At 72.2% G+C, this 16,428-nt stretch carries 13 protein-coding genes; 9 read left to right on the top strand and 4 right to left on the bottom strand.

Annotation, left to right across the window (positions count from 1 at the left end):
• Nucleotides 1-22 precede the first annotated feature (22 nt).
• Both OCJ37_RS08580 and OCJ37_RS08575 read left to right on the top strand, forming a co-directional pair.
• Nucleotides 23-3,004, top strand: coding sequence for a glycoside hydrolase family 3 C-terminal domain-containing protein (locus OCJ37_RS08580; protein WP_263113229.1), 2,982 nt, complete (start codon nucleotides 23-25; stop codon nucleotides 3,002-3,004).
• Nucleotides 3,005-3,235: 231 nt separating this feature from the next.
• Nucleotides 3,236-4,123 (top strand): endonuclease/exonuclease/phosphatase family protein, encoded by an 888-nt coding sequence (locus tag OCJ37_RS08575; RefSeq protein ID WP_263113228.1) that lies wholly within the window; start codon nucleotides 3,236-3,238, stop codon nucleotides 4,121-4,123.
• Between the two features lie 29 nt (nucleotides 4,124-4,152).
• On the opposite strand, the gene OCJ37_RS08570 is transcribed toward OCJ37_RS08575, so the two are convergent.
• Both OCJ37_RS08570 and OCJ37_RS08565 read right to left on the bottom strand, forming a co-directional pair.
• Nucleotides 4,153-4,734, bottom strand: a complete 582-nt coding sequence (locus OCJ37_RS08570) for a response regulator (protein ID WP_263113630.1) — start codon at nucleotides 4,732-4,734, stop codon at nucleotides 4,153-4,155.
• 55 nt (nucleotides 4,735-4,789) lie between these two features.
• Nucleotides 4,790-7,789 carry a sensor histidine kinase gene (locus OCJ37_RS08565; RefSeq protein WP_263113227.1) on the bottom strand — a complete coding sequence of 1,000 codons (3,000 nt, stop codon included), beginning with the start codon at nucleotides 7,787-7,789 and terminating at the stop codon, nucleotides 4,790-4,792.
• A 184-nt stretch (nucleotides 7,790-7,973) separates the two neighbouring features.
• Between OCJ37_RS08565 and OCJ37_RS08560 the strand changes: the two genes are divergently transcribed.
• On the top strand, nucleotides 7,974-8,372 hold the full coding sequence (locus OCJ37_RS08560) for a hypothetical protein (RefSeq protein ID WP_263113226.1): 399 nt from the start codon (nucleotides 7,974-7,976) through the stop codon (nucleotides 8,370-8,372).
• Nucleotides 8,373-8,517: 145 nt separating this feature from the next.
• Nucleotides 8,518-9,036, top strand: coding sequence for a helix-turn-helix domain-containing protein (locus OCJ37_RS08555; RefSeq protein ID WP_263113225.1), 519 nt, complete (start codon nucleotides 8,518-8,520; stop codon nucleotides 9,034-9,036).
• Nucleotides 9,037-9,103: 67 nt separating this feature from the next.
• Here OCJ37_RS08555 and OCJ37_RS08550 read toward each other — a convergent pair whose 3' ends face one another.
• Nucleotides 9,104-9,715, bottom strand: a complete 612-nt coding sequence (locus tag OCJ37_RS08550; RefSeq protein ID WP_263113224.1) for a superoxide dismutase — start codon at nucleotides 9,713-9,715, stop codon at nucleotides 9,104-9,106.
• A 573-nt stretch (nucleotides 9,716-10,288) separates the two neighbouring features.
• Between OCJ37_RS08550 and OCJ37_RS08545 the strand changes: the two genes are divergently transcribed.
• Nucleotides 10,289-10,756, top strand: coding sequence for a guanyl-specific ribonuclease (locus OCJ37_RS08545; RefSeq protein ID WP_263113629.1), 468 nt, complete (start codon nucleotides 10,289-10,291; stop codon nucleotides 10,754-10,756).
• On the top strand, nucleotides 10,753-11,262 hold the full coding sequence (locus OCJ37_RS08540; protein WP_263113223.1) for a barstar family protein: 510 nt from the start codon (nucleotides 10,753-10,755) through the stop codon (nucleotides 11,260-11,262). The genes OCJ37_RS08545 and OCJ37_RS08540 overlap by 4 nt, the downstream gene beginning before the upstream one ends.
• A gap of 865 nt (nucleotides 11,263-12,127) precedes the next feature.
• On the opposite strand, the gene OCJ37_RS08535 is transcribed toward OCJ37_RS08540, so the two are convergent.
• The gene (locus OCJ37_RS08535) at nucleotides 12,128-14,026 is read right to left on the bottom strand and encodes an ATP-binding cassette domain-containing protein (protein ID WP_263113222.1); all 1,899 of its coding nucleotides are present in this window, start codon (nucleotides 14,024-14,026) and stop codon (nucleotides 12,128-12,130) included.
• A gap of 44 nt (nucleotides 14,027-14,070) precedes the next feature.
• On the opposite strand from OCJ37_RS08535, the gene OCJ37_RS08530 reads away from it, so the two are divergent.
• From OCJ37_RS08530 to OCJ37_RS08520, 3 genes are read left to right on the top strand one after another with little or no spacing between them, the layout of a single operon-like run.
• Nucleotides 14,071-14,454, top strand: coding sequence for a hypothetical protein (locus OCJ37_RS08530; protein ID WP_263113221.1), 384 nt, complete (start codon nucleotides 14,071-14,073; stop codon nucleotides 14,452-14,454).
• A gap of 59 nt (nucleotides 14,455-14,513) precedes the next feature.
• Complete coding sequence (dbpA, locus tag OCJ37_RS08525) at nucleotides 14,514-15,890, top strand: ATP-dependent RNA helicase DbpA (protein WP_263113220.1); 1,377 nt, start codon at nucleotides 14,514-14,516, stop codon at nucleotides 15,888-15,890.
• A complete protein-coding gene (locus tag OCJ37_RS08520; protein WP_263113219.1) occupies nucleotides 15,887-16,405 on the top strand; it encodes a DUF6985 domain-containing protein in 519 nt (172 codons plus the stop codon). The genes dbpA and OCJ37_RS08520 overlap by 4 nt, the downstream gene beginning before the upstream one ends.
• The last annotated feature ends 23 nt before the right edge of the window (nucleotides 16,406-16,428 follow it).

Here is a 16,428-nt window from a genome sequence, read left to right as displayed (position 1 = left end):
TAGAGAGGCCTCACGCCCCGCTATGAAAACGTTTTCAGGACTTCTTTGCCTGGTGCTCGCGCTGGCCTGGCCGGCCTTCGCCGCGCCGACGCCCGCGCTCGACAAGGACACCCCGACGCTCAGCGTGGTCACGCTGAACCTGTATCACGACAAGCTCGACTGGCCGCAGCGGCGCACCCAGATCGTGCAGACCCTGCGCGAACTGCGGCCCGACGCGATCGCGCTGCAGGAAGTGATCCAGCACGACGCGCTGCCCAACCAGGCGCAATGGCTGGCCGAGCAGCTCGGCTACCAGTGGTACTTCACCAGCGTCGATCCGCCCGGCGCCGCGCAGCGCTACGGCAACGCGTTGCTGACCCGCCATCCGATCCTGGCGCGCGAGCAGATCCGCCTGAATCCGCTCGACGACAGCCGCACTGCCGGGCGCCTGCGCCTGGACGTGGACGGCCGCGTGGTCAATCTCTACGTGACCCACCTGCACTGGACCGAGGCCGGCGGCGCGCTGCGCGAACGCCAGGTGCAGGACCTGCTGGCCTGGGTCGAGAAGACCGCCGACGGCGCGCCTTCGCTGCTGGCCGGCGACTTCAACGCCAGCGCCGACGCGCCGGAACTGGCCGCGCTGCGCAGCGGGTTCGGCGACAGCTACGGCAGCCTGCACGGCGCCAGGGACAAGCGCGGCGACAGCACCTTGAACCCGAAGTTCAATCCGCCCCGGCGCATCGACCACGTGTTCTTCCAGCGCGAGCGCTTCGCGCCGGTGGACAGCCGCATCCTGTTCCGCAAGCCGGACGCCAACGGCGTGTGGGCCTCGGACCACTTCGGCCTGCTCAGCAGCTTCCGCCTGGCCCCTTCCGCACCCGCCGACGCGCAGCGCCCGTGGACCGATCGCGCGCTGGCGCCGGACCGCCGCGCCGCGCTGCTGGTGCAGGCGATGACCCAGGACGAGAAGTTCCAGATGCTGCACAGCTACTTCGGCCTGGGCAAGGACGGCGGCCCGCGCCCGCCCGGCGCGCTCGGTTCGGCCGGCTTCGTGCCGGCCATCGAGCGGCTGGGCATCGCCGCGCAGCAGCTGGCCGATGCCGGCGTCGGCGTGACCAACCCGGGCAACGTGCGCCCCGGCGACTACGCCACCGCGCTGCCGTCCGGCCCGGCCACCGCCGCCACCTGGAACCGCGAACTGGCCTACGCCGGCGGCGCGACCATGGGCCGCGAATCCTGGCAGCAGGGCTTCAACGTGCTGCTGGCCGGCAGCGTCAACCTGCAGCGCGATCCGCGCAACGGCCGCAACTTCGAGTACGCCGGCGAAGATCCGCTGCTGGCCGGGGTGATGGTCGGCGAGTCGATCCGCGGCGTGCAGAGCCAGCGCGTGGTGTCGACGATGAAGCACTTCGCGATGAACGACCTGGAGACCGGGCGCAACACCCACAGCGCCGACATCGGCGAGCAGGCCATGCACGAATCGGACCTGCTGGCGTTCGAGCTGGCGCTGCAGATTGGCGAGCCCGGCTCGGTGATGTGCTCGTACAACCGCATCAACGGCGTCTACGGCTGCGAGCACGACTACCTGCTCAACAAGGTGCTCAAGCAGGAGTGGAAGTTCCCCGGCTACGTGATGTCCGACTGGGGCGGCGTGCACAGCGGCTCCAAGGCGGCGCTGGCCGGCCTGGACCAGCAGTCGGCCGGCGAAGTGTTCGACAAGGCGGTGTACTTCGACGCGCCGCTGCGCGTGGCGGTGGCCGGCGGCACGGTGCCGCAGGCGCGCCTGGACGACATGGTGCGGCGCATCCTGCGCGCGTTCATCGCCACCGGCAGCTTCGACCATCCGCCGCAGCGGCAGCCGATCGACGCCGTCGCCGGCGGCGACGCGGTACAGAAAGTGGTCGAGGAAGGCACGGTGCTGCTGCGCAACGAGCGCGACACGCTGCCGTTGCCGCGCACGCTGCGCCGCATCGCGGTGATCGGCGGCCACGCCGACAAGGGCGTGGTCGGCGGCGGCGGCTCGTCGATGGTCGGCTTCACCGTCAATGGCGGCAACGCGGTGCCGGGGCTGGCCCCGACCACCTGGCCGGGCCCGGTGATGTTCCATCCGTCCTCGCCGCTGCAGGCGCTGCGCAAGGCGCTGCCGGACGCGCGGATCGACTACGCCAGCGGCGACGATGTGGCCGCCGCGGCCAAGCTCGCGCGCGGCGCCGAGGCGGTGATCGTGTTCGCCACGCAGTGGTCGGCCGAATCGGTGGACCTGCCCGACATCAAGCTGCCCGGCAGGCAGGACGCGCTGATCGCGGCGATGGCCAAGGCCAACCCGCGCACCGTGGTGGTGCTGGAGACCAACGGCCCGGTGGCGATGCCGTGGCTGCAGCAGGTGCCGGCGGTGCTGGAAGCCTGGTACCCCGGCATCCGCGGCGGCGAGGGACTGGCGCGCCTGCTGCTGGGCGACGCCAATCCGTCCGGGCGCCTGCCGGTGACCTGGCTGCGCGACGTGGCGCAGCTGCCGCGGCCGTCGATCCCGGGGCTGGGCTTCAAGCCGGCGCAGCCGCCCGGCAGCAACGTCGACTACGACATCGAGGGCGCCAACGTCGGCTACCGCTGGTTCGCCGCGCGCGGCCTGGATCCGCTGTACGCGTTCGGCCACGGCCTGTCCTACACCCGCTTCGACTACGCCAACCTGCGCGTGCAGGTGGACGGCGCCAACGTGGTCGCCAGCTTCGACGTGCGCAACAGCGGCCAGCGCGAAGGCGCCGACGTGCCGCAGCTGTACCTGCGCCTGCCGCAGGGCCACCGCACGCCGATCCGCCTGGTCGGCTGGGACAAGCTCACGCTCAAGCCCGGCGAGACGCGCCGCGTCAGCATCGTCGCCGAACCCAAGACCCTGGCCGACTTCGACCCGGTGCAGCGCCAGTGGCGCATCGCCGCCGGCGACTACGAGCTGGTGCTGGGCCGCTCGGCGACGCAGGCCGAGGCCACCGCGCCGCTGCGGCTGCAGGACACCGTGCTGCCGCGCTAACGGCCGGCGTCCGCCGCGCACGCGCCGCGCTGGCGCGTGCGCGGGCATGGCACGCACATGCACCGGAACCGCGTCACGCCGCTGCGATGACGCGGTTCGCACACGCGACCGGCGCCTCCCTTGCTGCGAGCGCCGCAGCGGCACGCGCGGCCTCTCGCGCCGCTTCCGCTGCGCGCAACGCCGCACGCGCCTACACGCGGCGCTGAAGCCGTTGGCCCTAGCATCGTGCGCATGACGGGGTTCACACGACGATGGCATCGCCTCGGCTGGCTGCTGCTGGCCCTGGCCGCGACGGCGCACGCGCAGCCGCCGCCCGCTGCATCGCCGCCGGCACCCGGCGTCACGCTCAGCGTGGTCAGCCTCAACCTCGAGCAGGACCGCAACGACTGGCCCGCGCGCCGCGTGCGTATCGTCGAGGCGCTGCAACGCCTGCAACCCGACGCCATCGCGCTGCAGGAAGTGCTGCAGACCGCACAGCTGCCGAACCAGGCGCAATGGCTGGCCGCGCAGCTCGGCTACCACTGCCATTTCATCAGCGCCGATCCGCCGAGCCGGCCGCAGCGCCGCGGCAACGCCTTGTTGACCCGGTTGCCGGTGCTGGAGGAAGCGGAAACCCTGCTGCACCCGTTCGAGGACTACAGCGTGGCCGGCCTGGTGCGCGTGGACCTGCGCGGGCAGCCGGTGAACCTGTACTTCACCCGCCTGCACGCCGAGCGCGACGGCGGCGCCAGCCGCCGCGAGCAGGCCGACGACCTGATGGCGTGGATCGACGCCACCGCCGAGGGCGTGCCCTCGCTGCTGGCCGGCGGTTTCTTCGCCGCCGCCGACGCGCCGGAACTGGCGCCGCTGGCGGCGCGCTTCGGCGACGGCGATGCGCGCCTGCGCGGCGCGCGCGGCGATGCGCCGCGCAACGGCCTGGATCCGCGCGTGTTCGCGCTCGCCGCGCAGGCCGACCATGTGTTCTTCGAACGCGGCCGCTTCCGCCCGCTGCGCAGCGCGCGACTGCTGCCGCGCGCGCCGGGCGCGGCGCGCAGTGCCGACCCGCGCGGCCTGCTGGTGGCGCTGCAGCCGCTGGATCCGCTGCCGGAAGACGCCATGCCGCCGCTGCCGGTGCCCTGAGAGGCCGCGGGCGCCACCGCGCGGCGCGATTACAGCTCGATGATGCCGCGCTTGACCGCGATCGCCACCGCATGGGTGCGGTCGCGCGCGCCGAGCTTGCACAGGATGTTCTTCATGTGCGCCTTGACCGTCTCCTCGGCGATCGACAGCAGCGCGGCGATGGCCTTGTTCGAGTTGCCCGCGGCCACGCTCTGCAACACCTGGATCTCGCGCGCGGACAGGCTGTCGCCGAGCAGGTGCTCGGCGATCTCCGCGGCCACTTCGGCCTGCACCTGGCGCCGGCCCTGGTGGACCGCGCGCACCGTGTCGACCAGCTCGCGGCGCAGCGCGCTCTTGAGCAGGTAGCCGCTGGCGCCGGCTTCCAGCGCGCGCACCGCCTGCACGTCGCCGCGCGAGGCGGTGACCACCACGATCCGCGCCTGCGGGAATTCCTTGCGCAAGGCCACGATCACCTCGATGCCGCCGAGCCCGGGCAACTGCAGGTCCAGCAGCACCAGGTCCGGGCGCAGCGCGCGATAGGCCTGCAGCGCCTGCAGGCCGTCGGCGGCCTCCCCGACCAGCTGCAGGTCCGGCTGCGCGGCCAGCACCGCGGCCATGCCTTCGCGCAGCATCGGGTGGTCGTCAACGACGAGGATGCGGATTGGCACGGACGACGCTTCGCTCACTTCACTTGTTTCCGGACAGCCATTGGCGCAGGCGGCACCATAGCCGGTTTCGCGCCGGTTCGCGGTAGGCGCGCCGCGCCGGCAGGCGCAGGTTGATCTCGGTGCCCATGCCCGGCCGCGACCACACGTCCAGCCGCGCCTCGATGCGCCGCGCGCGCTCCTGCATGCCGGTCAGCCCCCAATGCCCGGCGCGGCCGCCGGCGGCCAGGACCTGCGGCTCGATGCCGCGGCCGTCGTCGCGGAAGCGCAGCCGCAGCGCGTCGCGGCCGTAGGCGATCTCGACCTCGATGCTGCCCGCCTGCGCATGCCGGAACGCATTGAGCAGCGCCTCGCGGCCGAGCTGGTACAGCTCGTCGTCGACCAGCGGCTGCAGCGCCACCGGCACGCCTTCGACCAGCACCCGCCGCTGCACCTGCGACTGCGCGCCCAGTTCCTCGAGCAGCGCGGCGAAGGCGGCCGGCAGCAGTTCGGTGCGGCCGGCGCTGGCGCGCAGGCCCTCGACCCGGTCGCGGCCCTGCTCCAGCGCCTGTTCGGCGCGGTCCAGCGTGTTCTCCAGCTCTCGCCGCAACGGCGCAGCGGCCGGCAGCGTGCTCAGCGCCGCATGGGTGCGCAGGATCAGCCCCTGGTAGCCCTGCAGCAAGGTGTCGTGCAGTTCGCGGGCGATGCGCTCGCGCTCCTGGAACCGCTCTTCCAGCCGCAGCCGCAGCCGCGTGGCCAGCTGGCGCATGCGCAGCAGGTACAGCGCCGACAGCGCCAGCAGCAGCGCCAGCACGCACAGCACCCAGAACGCCGGGGTCTGCACGAAGCGCGGCGCGATGCCGAAGCGCAGCGTGGCGGCGCGCGCGTTCCAGACCCCGTCGTTGTTGGCCGCGATCACCTGGAAGCGGTACTGCCCTGGGCGCAGGTTGGTGTAGAACGCCTCGCGGCGCGTGCCGGCATCGCGCCAGGCCTCGTCCACGCCGTCCAGGCGGAAGCGGAAGCGCACGCGTTCGGGTGCGGTCAGGCTGGTCGCGGTGTAGGCGATTTGCAGCCGGGTGGTGCCCTTGGGCAGCAGCAGCGGCGCCTGCAGCGGCAGCGCCTGCTCGTTGGCGGCCAGGCCGCGCACGAACACCTGCGGCGGCCACGGATTGCGCCGCAGGCGCCGGCTGTCGATCCAGGCCAGGCCCTGGCTGGTGGCCAACCACACCAGGCCATCGGCGTCGCGCGCCGCGGTGCCGCCGAGGTTGGCCTGCACCGCCACGCCGGGCAGGCCGTCGGCGGCATCGTAGTAGGCCGGCTGCAGCGCCACGTCGGCGCCGCCGAACGCCGCGTCGAGCTGGCCCCGCGCGATCCGCGCCACGCCCACGGCGCCGTTGAACCACAGTTCCCCATCGTCGGTCTCGGCGATGCCGGTGATGCCGCGCAGGCCCGGCGCGCGCGCCGGCGGCAGCGTGGCGAAGCGTTCCCCGCGCCACTGCGCGATGCCCAGTTCGCCGGCGACCAGCAGCGCAGCGGCGCCGGCATGGATGGTGGTGACCCGGCCGACCTGCAGGCCGTCGCCGGCCGCGAACGTACGCACCCGCGCGCCGTGCAGTTGCCGCACCTGGCCGGACGGATAACCGAACCAGTAGCGGCCCTGCGCGTCCTCGGCGATCGCGGTGCAGGTGTCCGCTGGCAGGTGCGCCTGCCGCGCCCACTGCCCGGCGTGGTAGCGGAACACGCCGTGTTCGGCCACCGCCGCCCAGGCGTCGCCGCCGCGGTCGGACAGGAACGCGCGCACCTGCCGCGCCTGCAGCCCGGCCGGCAGCGCGACCTCGATGCGGCGCCCCTGCTGCATGCGCACCATGCCGGACTCGCCCAGCACCCAGCCGCTGTCGCGCAGCCGCGCGTATTCCTGCGCCAGCGGCTCGCCGCGCAGCAAGCGCGCGGCGGCGGCGGCATCGGCCCGGAACATGCCGTGCGGGTCGGTGACCAGCACGCTGTCGTCCGGCTGCGCGTGCACCTCGACCTCGCCGGCCTCGGCGCCGGGCTGGCCGGGCAGCGCCATCACGTTGCGGTGGCGGTAGCGGTTGAGGCCGAGCGTGCTGCCGATCCAGACATTGCCTTCCTTGTCCTCCAGCACCGGCGCGGCGAAGTCCGAGGCCAGGCCGTCGCGGCGGCGGAAATGCTCCAGCCGCGGCGCGCGCGGATCCTCCAGCACCACCCGCACCACGCCGCGCGCCTGGAAATCGGACAGCCACAGGCTGCCGTCGCGGGCGAAGCCCATGCGCCGCGCCGCCAGCGTGCGCAGCGCCGGCGCGGCACGCTGCGCCGCCGCCGGCAGCAGCGTGCCGCCGGCATCGGTGATGGCGCGGGTGCCGCCGCGCCGGTCCGACAGCCAGATGCGGCCGTCCGGGCTTTCCGCCAGCATCGCGTACAGCGCGGTGGCGATGCCGGTCGGCTCGAAGCGGCGCGCGCCCGGGCGCAGGCGCAGCACGCCGTCGCCGCTGCTCACCCACAGCGCCCCGCGGCTGTCGCGCAGCAGCCACTCCGCGCGCGCGGCGGGATAGCCCCAGTCGGCGCCGATCCGCTGCCAGCGGCGGCCGTCGAACCGCGCCAGCCCACCCCAGGTCGCCGCCCACAGCGTCCCCTGCCCGTCCTGTTCCAGCCGCGCCACCGGCCCGCCCGGGAAGCCCTCGGCCGCGCCGTACTGCAGCAACCGATCGCCTTGCAACAGGCTGGCGCCGCCGTCGAAATAGCCCAGCCACATGCGCCCGTCCGGCAGCACCGTCAGCGCGGTCACGTTCTGCGACAGCAAATGCGCGCCATGCGCCGGCTCGCGCCGTTCGAACCGCTCGCCATCGAAGCGGTACAGGCCGAAGCCGGTCGCCATCCACAGGTAACCGTCGGCCGACTGCGCCAGCGCCCAGACGTCCGCCGGCGCGCCCTGCTCCACCCGCCAGGCGGTGTTGTGCAGCGGCGTCGGTCGCGGCGGCGGCGGCGCGGTGGCGGCAAGCGGCGCCGCGAAGGCCAGGCCGAGCATCAACACAGCGCGTGCCCAACGCCGTCTTCGCAGACTTCGCACTGCGCTTCCTCTGACTCGCAAAAAGGGGAAAACCGGATTTTCGGCAAGCGCCGCGGACGCCGCCAACACCCCGATCGAGGGATGCCGCGCTGCCTCGTATACGGCTAGGCCGGCGTGCCGCGCCGGCCTTAGCCTGGATTCCATGCAACGACTTTACTCCATGTTTCCCGGCGGCAGCGCGGGACTGGGCCTGCTGGCCCTGCGCCTGTTCCTGGCGCTGAGCCTGTGGCCGGCCACCGCTGTCGGCGCGTGGGCGCTGCCGCCGGCGTGGCGCTGGGCGGCGATGGCGCTGGCGCTGATGGCCGCCGCCGGCGCGCTCACCCCGCTGGCCGCGGTGCTGGCCTGCGCGGTGCCGGGACTGGCGCTGTGGCACGGCACCACCGCAGCGGGCAGCGCGCTGCTGGCGGCGTTGCCGGCGCTGGCGCTGGCGCTGCTCGGGCCGGGCGCCTACTCGCTGGACGCGCGCTGCTTCGGCCGGCGCCTGCTGGTGTTGCCGCGCGGCCCGCATGCGCCGCCGCAGCGGAATCCCCCGAACGGGTGAGCATCCGCTCTGCCGGAATGGGGTGGCCGCGATGCGGCGCCGGCACCAGCATGGACGCCGTCCGGAGACGATGTCCACGCGCGTGCCGCAGGCGCCAGCCCCAGACCGCGCGCATGCGTTTCCGGCGCTTCCCAGGAGACACGCCATGCCCCGCCCCCACGCACCCGCCTCCCGTTCCGCCGCTGCCGAATGCCCCCGCGCCGCCAGCACCGCCAGCACCGCCAGCACCGCCAGCAAGGGCCTGCGCCCGTCCGCGCTGGCCCGCGCCCAGCACTACATCGACCACCACCTCGCCGAACGCATCGGCCTGTCCGACATCGCCAATGCCGCCTGCGTCAGCCGCTACCACTTCGCGCGCATGTTCCGCCTGAGCACCGGCCACAGCCCGATGCAGTACCTGCTGCAGCGGCGGATCGAACGCGCCCGGCAACTGCTGCAGAGCGGGCGCCACTCGGTCAGCACAGTGGCCTACGAACTGGGCTTCTTCGACCAGAGCCACTTCGTCAACAGCTTCCGCCGCGTCACCGGCGCCACCCCGGGCTGGTATGCCCGGCACAACCGCGACATCGCCGGCGCCGACGCGCCGGCCGCGGCCAACGGCGGCGACGGCATGGCCGCCGATCGCACGCCGGCCACCGCCACGCTGTGCCTGCCGGCGGCCTAGCGCCGGGCGGCCAAAGAAAAAGGCCGGGCGCGAGCCCGGCCTTTCGATCGAACGGCTGCCGGCGCGATCAGCCGATCGCGGCGTGGTAGCGGCGCTCCACTTCGTTCCAGTCGACCACGTTGAAGAACGCGCCGATGTAGTCCGGGCGGCGGTTCTGGTACTTCAGGTAGTAGGCGTGTTCCCACACGTCCAGGCCCAGGATCGGGGTGTTGCCTTCGAACAGCGGGCTGTCCTGGTTGGCGGTGCTCTCGACCACGATCTTCTTGTCCGGGGTCACGCTCAGCCATGCCCAGCCGCTGCCGAAGCGGGTCAGCGCGGCCTTGGTGAAGGCTTCCTTGAACTTGTCGAAGCCGCCCAGTTCGCTGTCGATCGCCTTGGCGACGTCGCCGACCGGGGTGCCGCCGGCGTTGGGCGCCATCACCGTCCAGAACAGCGAGTGGTTGGCGTGGCCGCCGCCGTTGTTGCGCACCGGGCCCTGCAGGTTCTCCGGCAGCGACTTCAGCTTGGACACCAGCGCCTCGATCGGCAGATCGGCGTACTCGGTGCCTTCCAGCGCGGCGTTGACGTTGTTGATGTAGGTCTGGTGATGCTTGGTGTGATGGATTTCCATCGTCTGCGCATCGATGTGCGGTTCCAGCGCGTCGTAGGCGTAGGGCAGCTTGGGGAGGGTGTAGGCCATGCGGTTCTCCTGGACTTTCGCCCGCCGGAAGGACGGACGTTGCGTGGTGAATGGTAGGGACGACCAGCGGCCTTACCAAGGCCGGCGTGGGGGAAACATCGTCCCATCGCGCGGCGGCGGTGTCGGCCGACGCCGCGGATCGGCGGCTACGATGCGCCAGCACCCGGTTAGTCGAATGTGAATCGGCCGGCGCCGCTGCGGCGCTGCGTGTGGCAATTGCGTGACCAGAGCGCGCCGCGCGGCTGTCTTGCGCGATCGCGCGTCGGCGTCGCGCCTGGCCCGCAGCGGCCACGCGCGACGCCGACGCGCGCCGACCCGTGCCGCACCTGCGCGCGCGCGGACCCGTGATCGGCGGCATGGAGCGCATCGTCGATGGACGGCATCGCTCCGCCGCCGGACCCGGTTGCCGAATCCAGCTGCCCACGATGATCCGCTTCCGGGGCGAGGCGATCCGCCCCGCCCCGCCGAGCACGATCGCCCTTCAGAGCACGAACAGCCACGCTCGCCCATACTGTGCCGTTGCCGCGTCCGCAAGACGCTGCGCCAACGTTCTCACTGGAGCCGTCGCCGATGATGCGCAAGCCCGTGTTACTGATCGCCGCGATCGTGCTGCTCGCCGCCGGCCTGTGGGGCATCCGCGCATTGCAGCAGCCGCCGCATCCGCAGTTCGCGCCCTCGCTCAGCGATCCCGCGCCGCCGCCGGCGCCCGCCGCGCAACGTCCGCCGGCGCCGGCCGCCGGCGCCGATCCGCTGCCGCCGTTCCTGCCGCCGGAGGCGCGCGCCACCATCGCCCTGATCCAGCGCGGCGGCCCGTTCCCGCACCGCCAGGACGGCAGCGTGTTCGGCAACCGCGAAAACCGGCTGCCGTCACGCCCGCGCGGCTACTATCGCGAATACACCGTCGACACGCCGGGGCTGGAGCACCGCGGGACGCGGCGCATCGTCACCGGCGGCGACCCGCCGGACGTCTGGTACTACAGCGACGACCACTACGCCAGTTTCCGCAGTTTCAGCATCGCCTCCGGGAGGCCGTCGCCATGAACACTTTCAACTTTTCGCTGAACCTGGCCGAGCCGGCCGCGTCGGGCGTGTACCGCGTCGCCAACAGCGACCTGGACAGCATCGCCGCGCTCGGCCGCGACGCCGGCCTGCGGCTGTGCCGGATCGACCTGCGCGGCTGCAACAGCAAGCCGATGCTGCTGATGCGGCTGGCCGCGCAGCTGGATTTCCCGGTCGGCTTCGGCCGCAACTGGGACGCGCTGATGGACGGCCTGCGCGACCTGTCGTGGCTGCCGGCCAAGGGCGGCTACGCCTTGCTGCTGGAAGACGCCGCCGAACTGCAGTCGGTGGCGAAGAAGGATTTCGACGTACTGCTGGAACTGCTCGACGACGTGGCCAAGGAATGGGCCCAGGACGGCATCGCCTTCGTCGCCTTCGTCGGCCTGCTGGCCGGCGACGAGGCCGAAGACGATGCGCGCGGCAGCCAGGACGATGAGGTGGACGAGATGGATGACGACGACGAAGACGAAGACACCGCTTCGCGCTGAGCGACCGCCGATTGCGCCATCGCGCGGCCGGTGCCTTCTCGGTGCAGGCAACCCGGCATGCAGGAGCCGCCTCGGTGCGGCAAACGCAGCGGGAGCCCTGCCGGCTTCACACCGTCGGGACTGAAGTCCCTCCCACAGTGCACCCAGCATGTCCGCCGCGCCCCCCTGTAGGAGCGGCTTCAGCCGCGACGAACGAAGCGGCAGTGGCGCCGCGACCGAAAAGTGTTGGGACTGAGCCTCTCCCGCGATGCATCCCGCCGAGTCGGCCGCCAGCCCCTTGTGGGAGTGACTTCAGCCGCGACGAGCGAAGCGATGGCCCTGCCGGCTCCGGAACCAGTCGGGGCTGAAGGCCCTCCTACAGTGCACCAAGCACACTGGCCGCCCGCTCCCTGTAGGAGCGGCTTCAGCCGCGACGAGCGAAGCGGCAGTGGCGCCGCGACCGAAAAGTGCCGGGACTGAAGCCCCTCCTGCAATGCGCCGGCGAGCCGGCCGCCCCCTTGTAGGAGCGACTTCAGTCGCGACGAACGCAGCAATGGCCCTGCCGGCTCCGGAACCGATCGGCGCCGAAGCTCCTTCTATCAGCGCACCAGCCGTAAGCCGCGCCCCCTGTAGGAGCGGCTTCAGCCGCGACGAGCGAAGCGGCAGTGGCGCCGCGACCGAAAAGTGCCGGGACTGAAGCCCCTCCTGCAATGCGCCGGCGAGCCGGCCGCCAGCCCCTTGTGGGAGCGGCTTCAGCCGCGACGAACGAAGCCGCTGCGCCGTCGCAAACCGGAAACAGGCGGCGCCGAAGCCCCACAGCGCCCCCGCCCTAGCCGCGGAAGCGTCGCAAAAGAAACGAAGACCGCTCCAACCGCGCCACCAACCGCTACGCGTCCAGCTCGCTCCAGCGCGCATAGGCCGCGTCCAGCTCGGCCTGGGCCTGGGTCAGCGCCTGGGTATGCGCGCTCACCGCCGCCGCGTCGCGCTGGTAGAACGCCGGTTCGGTCATCGCCGCGGTCAACGCCGCGACCTGCTGCTCCAGTGCCTCGATCCGCGCCGGCAGCTGCTCCAGCTCGCGCGCATCCTTGTAGCTGAGCTTGCGCTTGGCCGCCGGCGCGGCGGCCACCGCGGCCGTTGCCGCGACGGGCGCCGTAGCCGCCGCGGTCGCCGACGCCTTGGCCACCGCCATCGCGCTGGCCGGCGGCGCGGCGCGCTGGCGCACCCAGTCGCTGTAGCCGCCGACGTACTCGCCGATGCGGCCGTCGCCTTCCATCACCATGGTCGAGGTCACCACGTTGTCGATGAAGTCGCGGTCGTGGCTGACCAGCAGCAAGGTGCCGGTGTAGTCGCCGAGCAGCTCTTCCAGCAGTTCCAGCGTCTCCACGTCCAGGTCGTTGGTCGGTTCGTCCATCACCAGCAGGTTCGACGGCTGCGCGAACAGCCGCGCCAGCAGCAAGCGGTTGCGCTCGCCGCCGGACAGGCGGGTGATCGGCGCACGCGCACGCTCCGGGGTGAACAGGAAGTCCTGCAGATAGCCGTGCACGTGCTTGCGCTTGCCGTTGACCTCGATGAAGTCGCGGCCCTCGGCGACGTTCTCGATCGCGCTCCAGTCCTCGCGCAAGGTGGCGCGGTACTGGTCGAAATAGGCCACCTGCAGGTTGGTGCCGGTACGCACCTCGCCGCTGGCCGGGGTCAGTTCGCCCAGCAGCAGCTTCAGCAGCGTGGTCTTGCCGCTGCCGTTGGGGCCGATCAGGCCGATGCGGTCGCCGCGCAGGATGGTGCTGGAGAAATCGCGCACCATGGTCCGCGCGCCGAACGCGAAGCTCAGGTCCTTGGCCTCGATCACCTTCTTGCCCGAGGACTCGCCCTGCGCCGCCTCCATGCGCACGTTGCCGCCGAGCTCGCGGCGCTGGGTGCGCTCGTTGCGCATCGACTCCAGGCGCCGCACGCGGCCTTCGTCGCGGGTGCGGCGCGCCTTAATGCCCTGGCGGATCCAGATCTCTTCCTGCGCCAGCAGCTTGTCGAAGCGCGCGTTCTCCTGCGCCTGCGCGTTGAGCCGCTCCTCGCGGCGGCGCTCGTAGTTGGCCCAGTCGCCGGGCCAGCTGGTGACCTGGCCGCGGTCGATCTCGACGATGCGCGTGGCCAGGGCGCGCAGGAAGCGCCGGTCGTGGGTGACGAACACCACGCTGCCGTTCCAGCCCTTGAGGAACAGTTCCAGCCAGTCGATGGCCTCGATGTCCAGGTGGTTGGTGGGCTCGTCGAGCAGCAGCAGGTCCGGCGCCGACACCAGCGCCCGCGCCAGCAGCACGCGCCGCTTCATGCCGCCGGACAGCCGCGCGAACTCCGCGTCGCCGTCCAGATCGAGCCTGGTCAGGGTCTCGTTGACCCGCTGGTCCAGCGCCCAGCCGTTGGCGCCGTCGATCTTGGACTGCACCGCGCCCAGCGCATCGCCGTCGAACTCGGCGGCATGGCTGAGCCGGTGGAACTCGGCCAGCCAGTGGCCGAGCTCGCCCAGGCCGTCGGCGACCACATCGAACACGCTGCCGGCGGCGCCGTGCGGCACCTCCTGCTCCAGCCGCGCGATGCGCACGCCCTGCTGGACGCGGATCTCGCCGTCGTCGGGCTTCAGCTCGCCGGCGATCAGCTTCATCAAGGTGGATTTGCCGGCGCCGTTGCGACCGATCAAGGCGATACGCTCGCCCGGCTCGATCGACAGTTCGGTCTTTTCCAGCAACAAGGGGCCGCCGACGCTGTAGTCGACGTTCTGCAAGGTGATAAGAGGCATTGGGCTATTGTACGTGGATGCGCCCTCGCCCGAACCCGAACCCGATGCCGGCCGCGCGGCCCGGTCACCGCCGCCGCACCCTGCGCATCGCGCCGGAGCGGATCCAGGCTCGCTTCGGCGCCGACAATTTCGACGACGCCCACGACGCGCTGATCGAGCTGCTGCGCGAGTGCTGCGGCGACGGCGGCTACCGGGTGGAAGCGCAACACGACACCAGCCACCCCAACCCCTGGTTCCATCGCTACGTCCTGCACCTGGACGACGGCCCGGCCGATCTCGGACCCGAGCAGGCGGGCATGGCCGCCGGCGTGTCCGAGGTCTGCTTCCGCGAATTCGTGCGCCGCGTCGCCGCGCTGGGGCTGGACCCGACTGACCCCGGCCCCGCCGGAGCCCCTGCGCCCCGGTCTGCGCGCGACCTGGACGGGTGATCCGGCCGTGTTTTTCCGGGTCCCCGGTCCCGAGTCCCGAGTCCCGGCTAAAATGCCCCATGAACGATTTCGCCACCCTGCCCCTCTCCCCGGCGCTCGCGCCCGGCATCGACGCCCTCGGCTACACCACGATGACCCCGGTGCAGGCGCAAAGCCTGCCCCCGATCCTGGACGGACGCGACGTGATCGTGCAGGCGCCCACCGGTAGCGGCAAGACCGCCGCATTCGGCCTGGGACTGCTGCAGAAACTCGATCCGGAGGTGACCCGCGCGCAGGCGCTGGTGCTGTGCCCGACCCGCGAACTGGCCGACCAGGTCGGCAAGCAGCTGCGCAAGCTGGCCACCGGCATCCCCAACATGAAGCTGGTGGTGCTGACCGGCGGCATGCCGCTGGGCCCGCAGCTGGCCTCGCTGGAGGCGCACGATCCGCAGGTGGTGGTGGGCACGCCCGGCCGCATCCAGGAACTGGCCCGCAAACGCGCGCTGCACCTGGGCGGGGTGCGCACGCTGGTGCTGGACGAGGCCGACCGCATGCTCGACATGGGCTTCGAGGAGCCGATCCGCGAGATCGCCAGCCGCTGCGACAAGCACCGCCAGAGCCTGCTGTTCTCGGCCACCTTCCCCGATGCGATCCGCACCCTGGCGCGCGAGCTGCTGAAGGAGCCGGCGGAAATCACCATCGAAGGCGCCGACAGCGCGCCGGAGATCGAGCAGCAGTTCTTCGAGGTCGACCCGACCTACCGGCAGAAGGCGGTGGCCGGGCTGCTGCTGCGCTTCACCCCCGAATCCAGCGTGGTGTTCTGCAACACCCGCAAGGAGGTCGACGAGGTGGCCGGTTCGCTGCAGCAGTTCGGTTTCTCGGCGCTGGCGCTGCACGGGGACATGGAACAGCGCGACCGCGACGAGGTGCTGGTGCGCTTCGTCAACCGCAGCTGCAACGTGCTGGTCGCCAGCGACGTGGCCGCGCGCGGGCTGGACGTGGAGGACCTGGCGGCGGTGCTCAACTACGAACTGCCGACCGATACCGAGACCTACCGCCACCGCATCGGCCGCACCGCGCGCGCCGGCAAGCGCGGCCTGGCGCTGAGCCTGGTGGCGCCGCGCGAAGTGGCGCGCGCGCAGGCGCTGGAGGCCGAACAGGGCCAGCCGCTGCGCTGGTCGCGCGCGCCGCTGGCCACCGCGCGCCCGGCGCAGCTGCCGCAGGCGGCGATGACCACGCTGCGCATCGACGGCGGCAAGACCGACAAGCTGCGCGCCGGCGACATCCTCGGCGCGCTGACCGGCGAGGCCGGGCTGTCGGGCGCGGCGATCGGCAAGATCGCGATCTACCCTACCCGCTCCTACGTCGCCGTGGCCCGCGAACATGCCGGCCGGGCGCTGGGGCAACTGCAGGCCGGCAAGATCAAGGGCCGCCGGTTCCGGGTCAGCAAGCTGTGAGCGCGCTGCAGCAGGTGCTGGACGCACTGGAAGAGGACGAGGACGGCAACGCCTGGAGCGTGGCGGTGCCGGTGCCGTGGATGCGCAAGGACTGCGGTTTCATCCTCGAAGAATATGCCGCCGACCCGGCGCAGGCCGACTTCGGCGCCGCCGTCGCCGCGTTTTTGCGCATCGACCAGGCGGTGCTCGATGCCGCCGCCGCGGACGTGTTCGCCTACTACCGGCGCATGCATGCCTTGCACGAAGAACACGGCATGCCCTCGCCGCGCATCGACGGCCCGGCGCAGGTGTGGCAGCACGTCCAGTTCGGCTTCGAAGCCTATGCCAGCCGCTATCACGACGGCAGCGTGCGCATCAGCCTGGCGTGCAACTGCGACTGGGAACAAGAACACGGGTTGCAGCTGGTATTCACCCAGGACGGGCGGATCTGCAAGGTCGGCCCGTTCGACGGCCACCTGAGCCATGCCGACGCCTACGGCGACCCCGGCCTGGAAAACGTCGTCTATCCGCACTGACGCACAGGCTTGCGCTGCGGGCG

It is taken from the genome of Xanthomonas sp. AM6 (assembly GCF_025665335.1).
In the GTDB taxonomy this organism is placed as follows: Bacteria; Pseudomonadota; Gammaproteobacteria; order Xanthomonadales; family Xanthomonadaceae; genus Xanthomonas_A.
The sequence above is the reverse complement of the archived record's forward strand: the minus strand, read 5'-3'. Positions and strand labels throughout refer to the sequence as shown.

Coding starts and splice junctions, on each gene's coding strand:
- OCJ37_RS08580 (WP_263113229.1), top strand. CDS start 23: ATGAAAACGTTTTCAGGACTTCTTTGCCTGGTGCTCGCGCTGGCCTGG.
- OCJ37_RS08575 (WP_263113228.1), top strand. CDS start 3,236: ATGACGGGGTTCACACGACGATGGCATCGCCTCGGCTGGCTGCTGCTG.
- OCJ37_RS08570 (WP_263113630.1), bottom strand. CDS start 4,734: ATGCTGCGCGAAGGCATGGCCGCGGTGCTGGCCGCGCAGCCGGACCTG.
- OCJ37_RS08565 (WP_263113227.1), bottom strand. CDS start 7,789: ATGCTCGGCCTGGCCTTCGCGGCGCCGCTTGCCGCCACCGCGCCGCCG.
- OCJ37_RS08560 (WP_263113226.1), top strand. CDS start 7,974: ATGCAACGACTTTACTCCATGTTTCCCGGCGGCAGCGCGGGACTGGGC.
- OCJ37_RS08555 (WP_263113225.1), top strand. CDS start 8,518: ATGCCCCGCCCCCACGCACCCGCCTCCCGTTCCGCCGCTGCCGAATGC.
- OCJ37_RS08550 (WP_263113224.1), bottom strand. CDS start 9,715: ATGGCCTACACCCTCCCCAAGCTGCCCTACGCCTACGACGCGCTGGAA.
- OCJ37_RS08545 (WP_263113629.1), top strand. CDS start 10,289: ATGCGCAAGCCCGTGTTACTGATCGCCGCGATCGTGCTGCTCGCCGCC.
- OCJ37_RS08540 (WP_263113223.1), top strand. CDS start 10,753: ATGAACACTTTCAACTTTTCGCTGAACCTGGCCGAGCCGGCCGCGTCG.
- OCJ37_RS08535 (WP_263113222.1), bottom strand. CDS start 14,026: ATGCCTCTTATCACCTTGCAGAACGTCGACTACAGCGTCGGCGGCCCC.
- OCJ37_RS08530 (WP_263113221.1), top strand. CDS start 14,071: ATGCCGGCCGCGCGGCCCGGTCACCGCCGCCGCACCCTGCGCATCGCG.
- dbpA (WP_263113220.1), top strand. CDS start 14,514: ATGAACGATTTCGCCACCCTGCCCCTCTCCCCGGCGCTCGCGCCCGGC.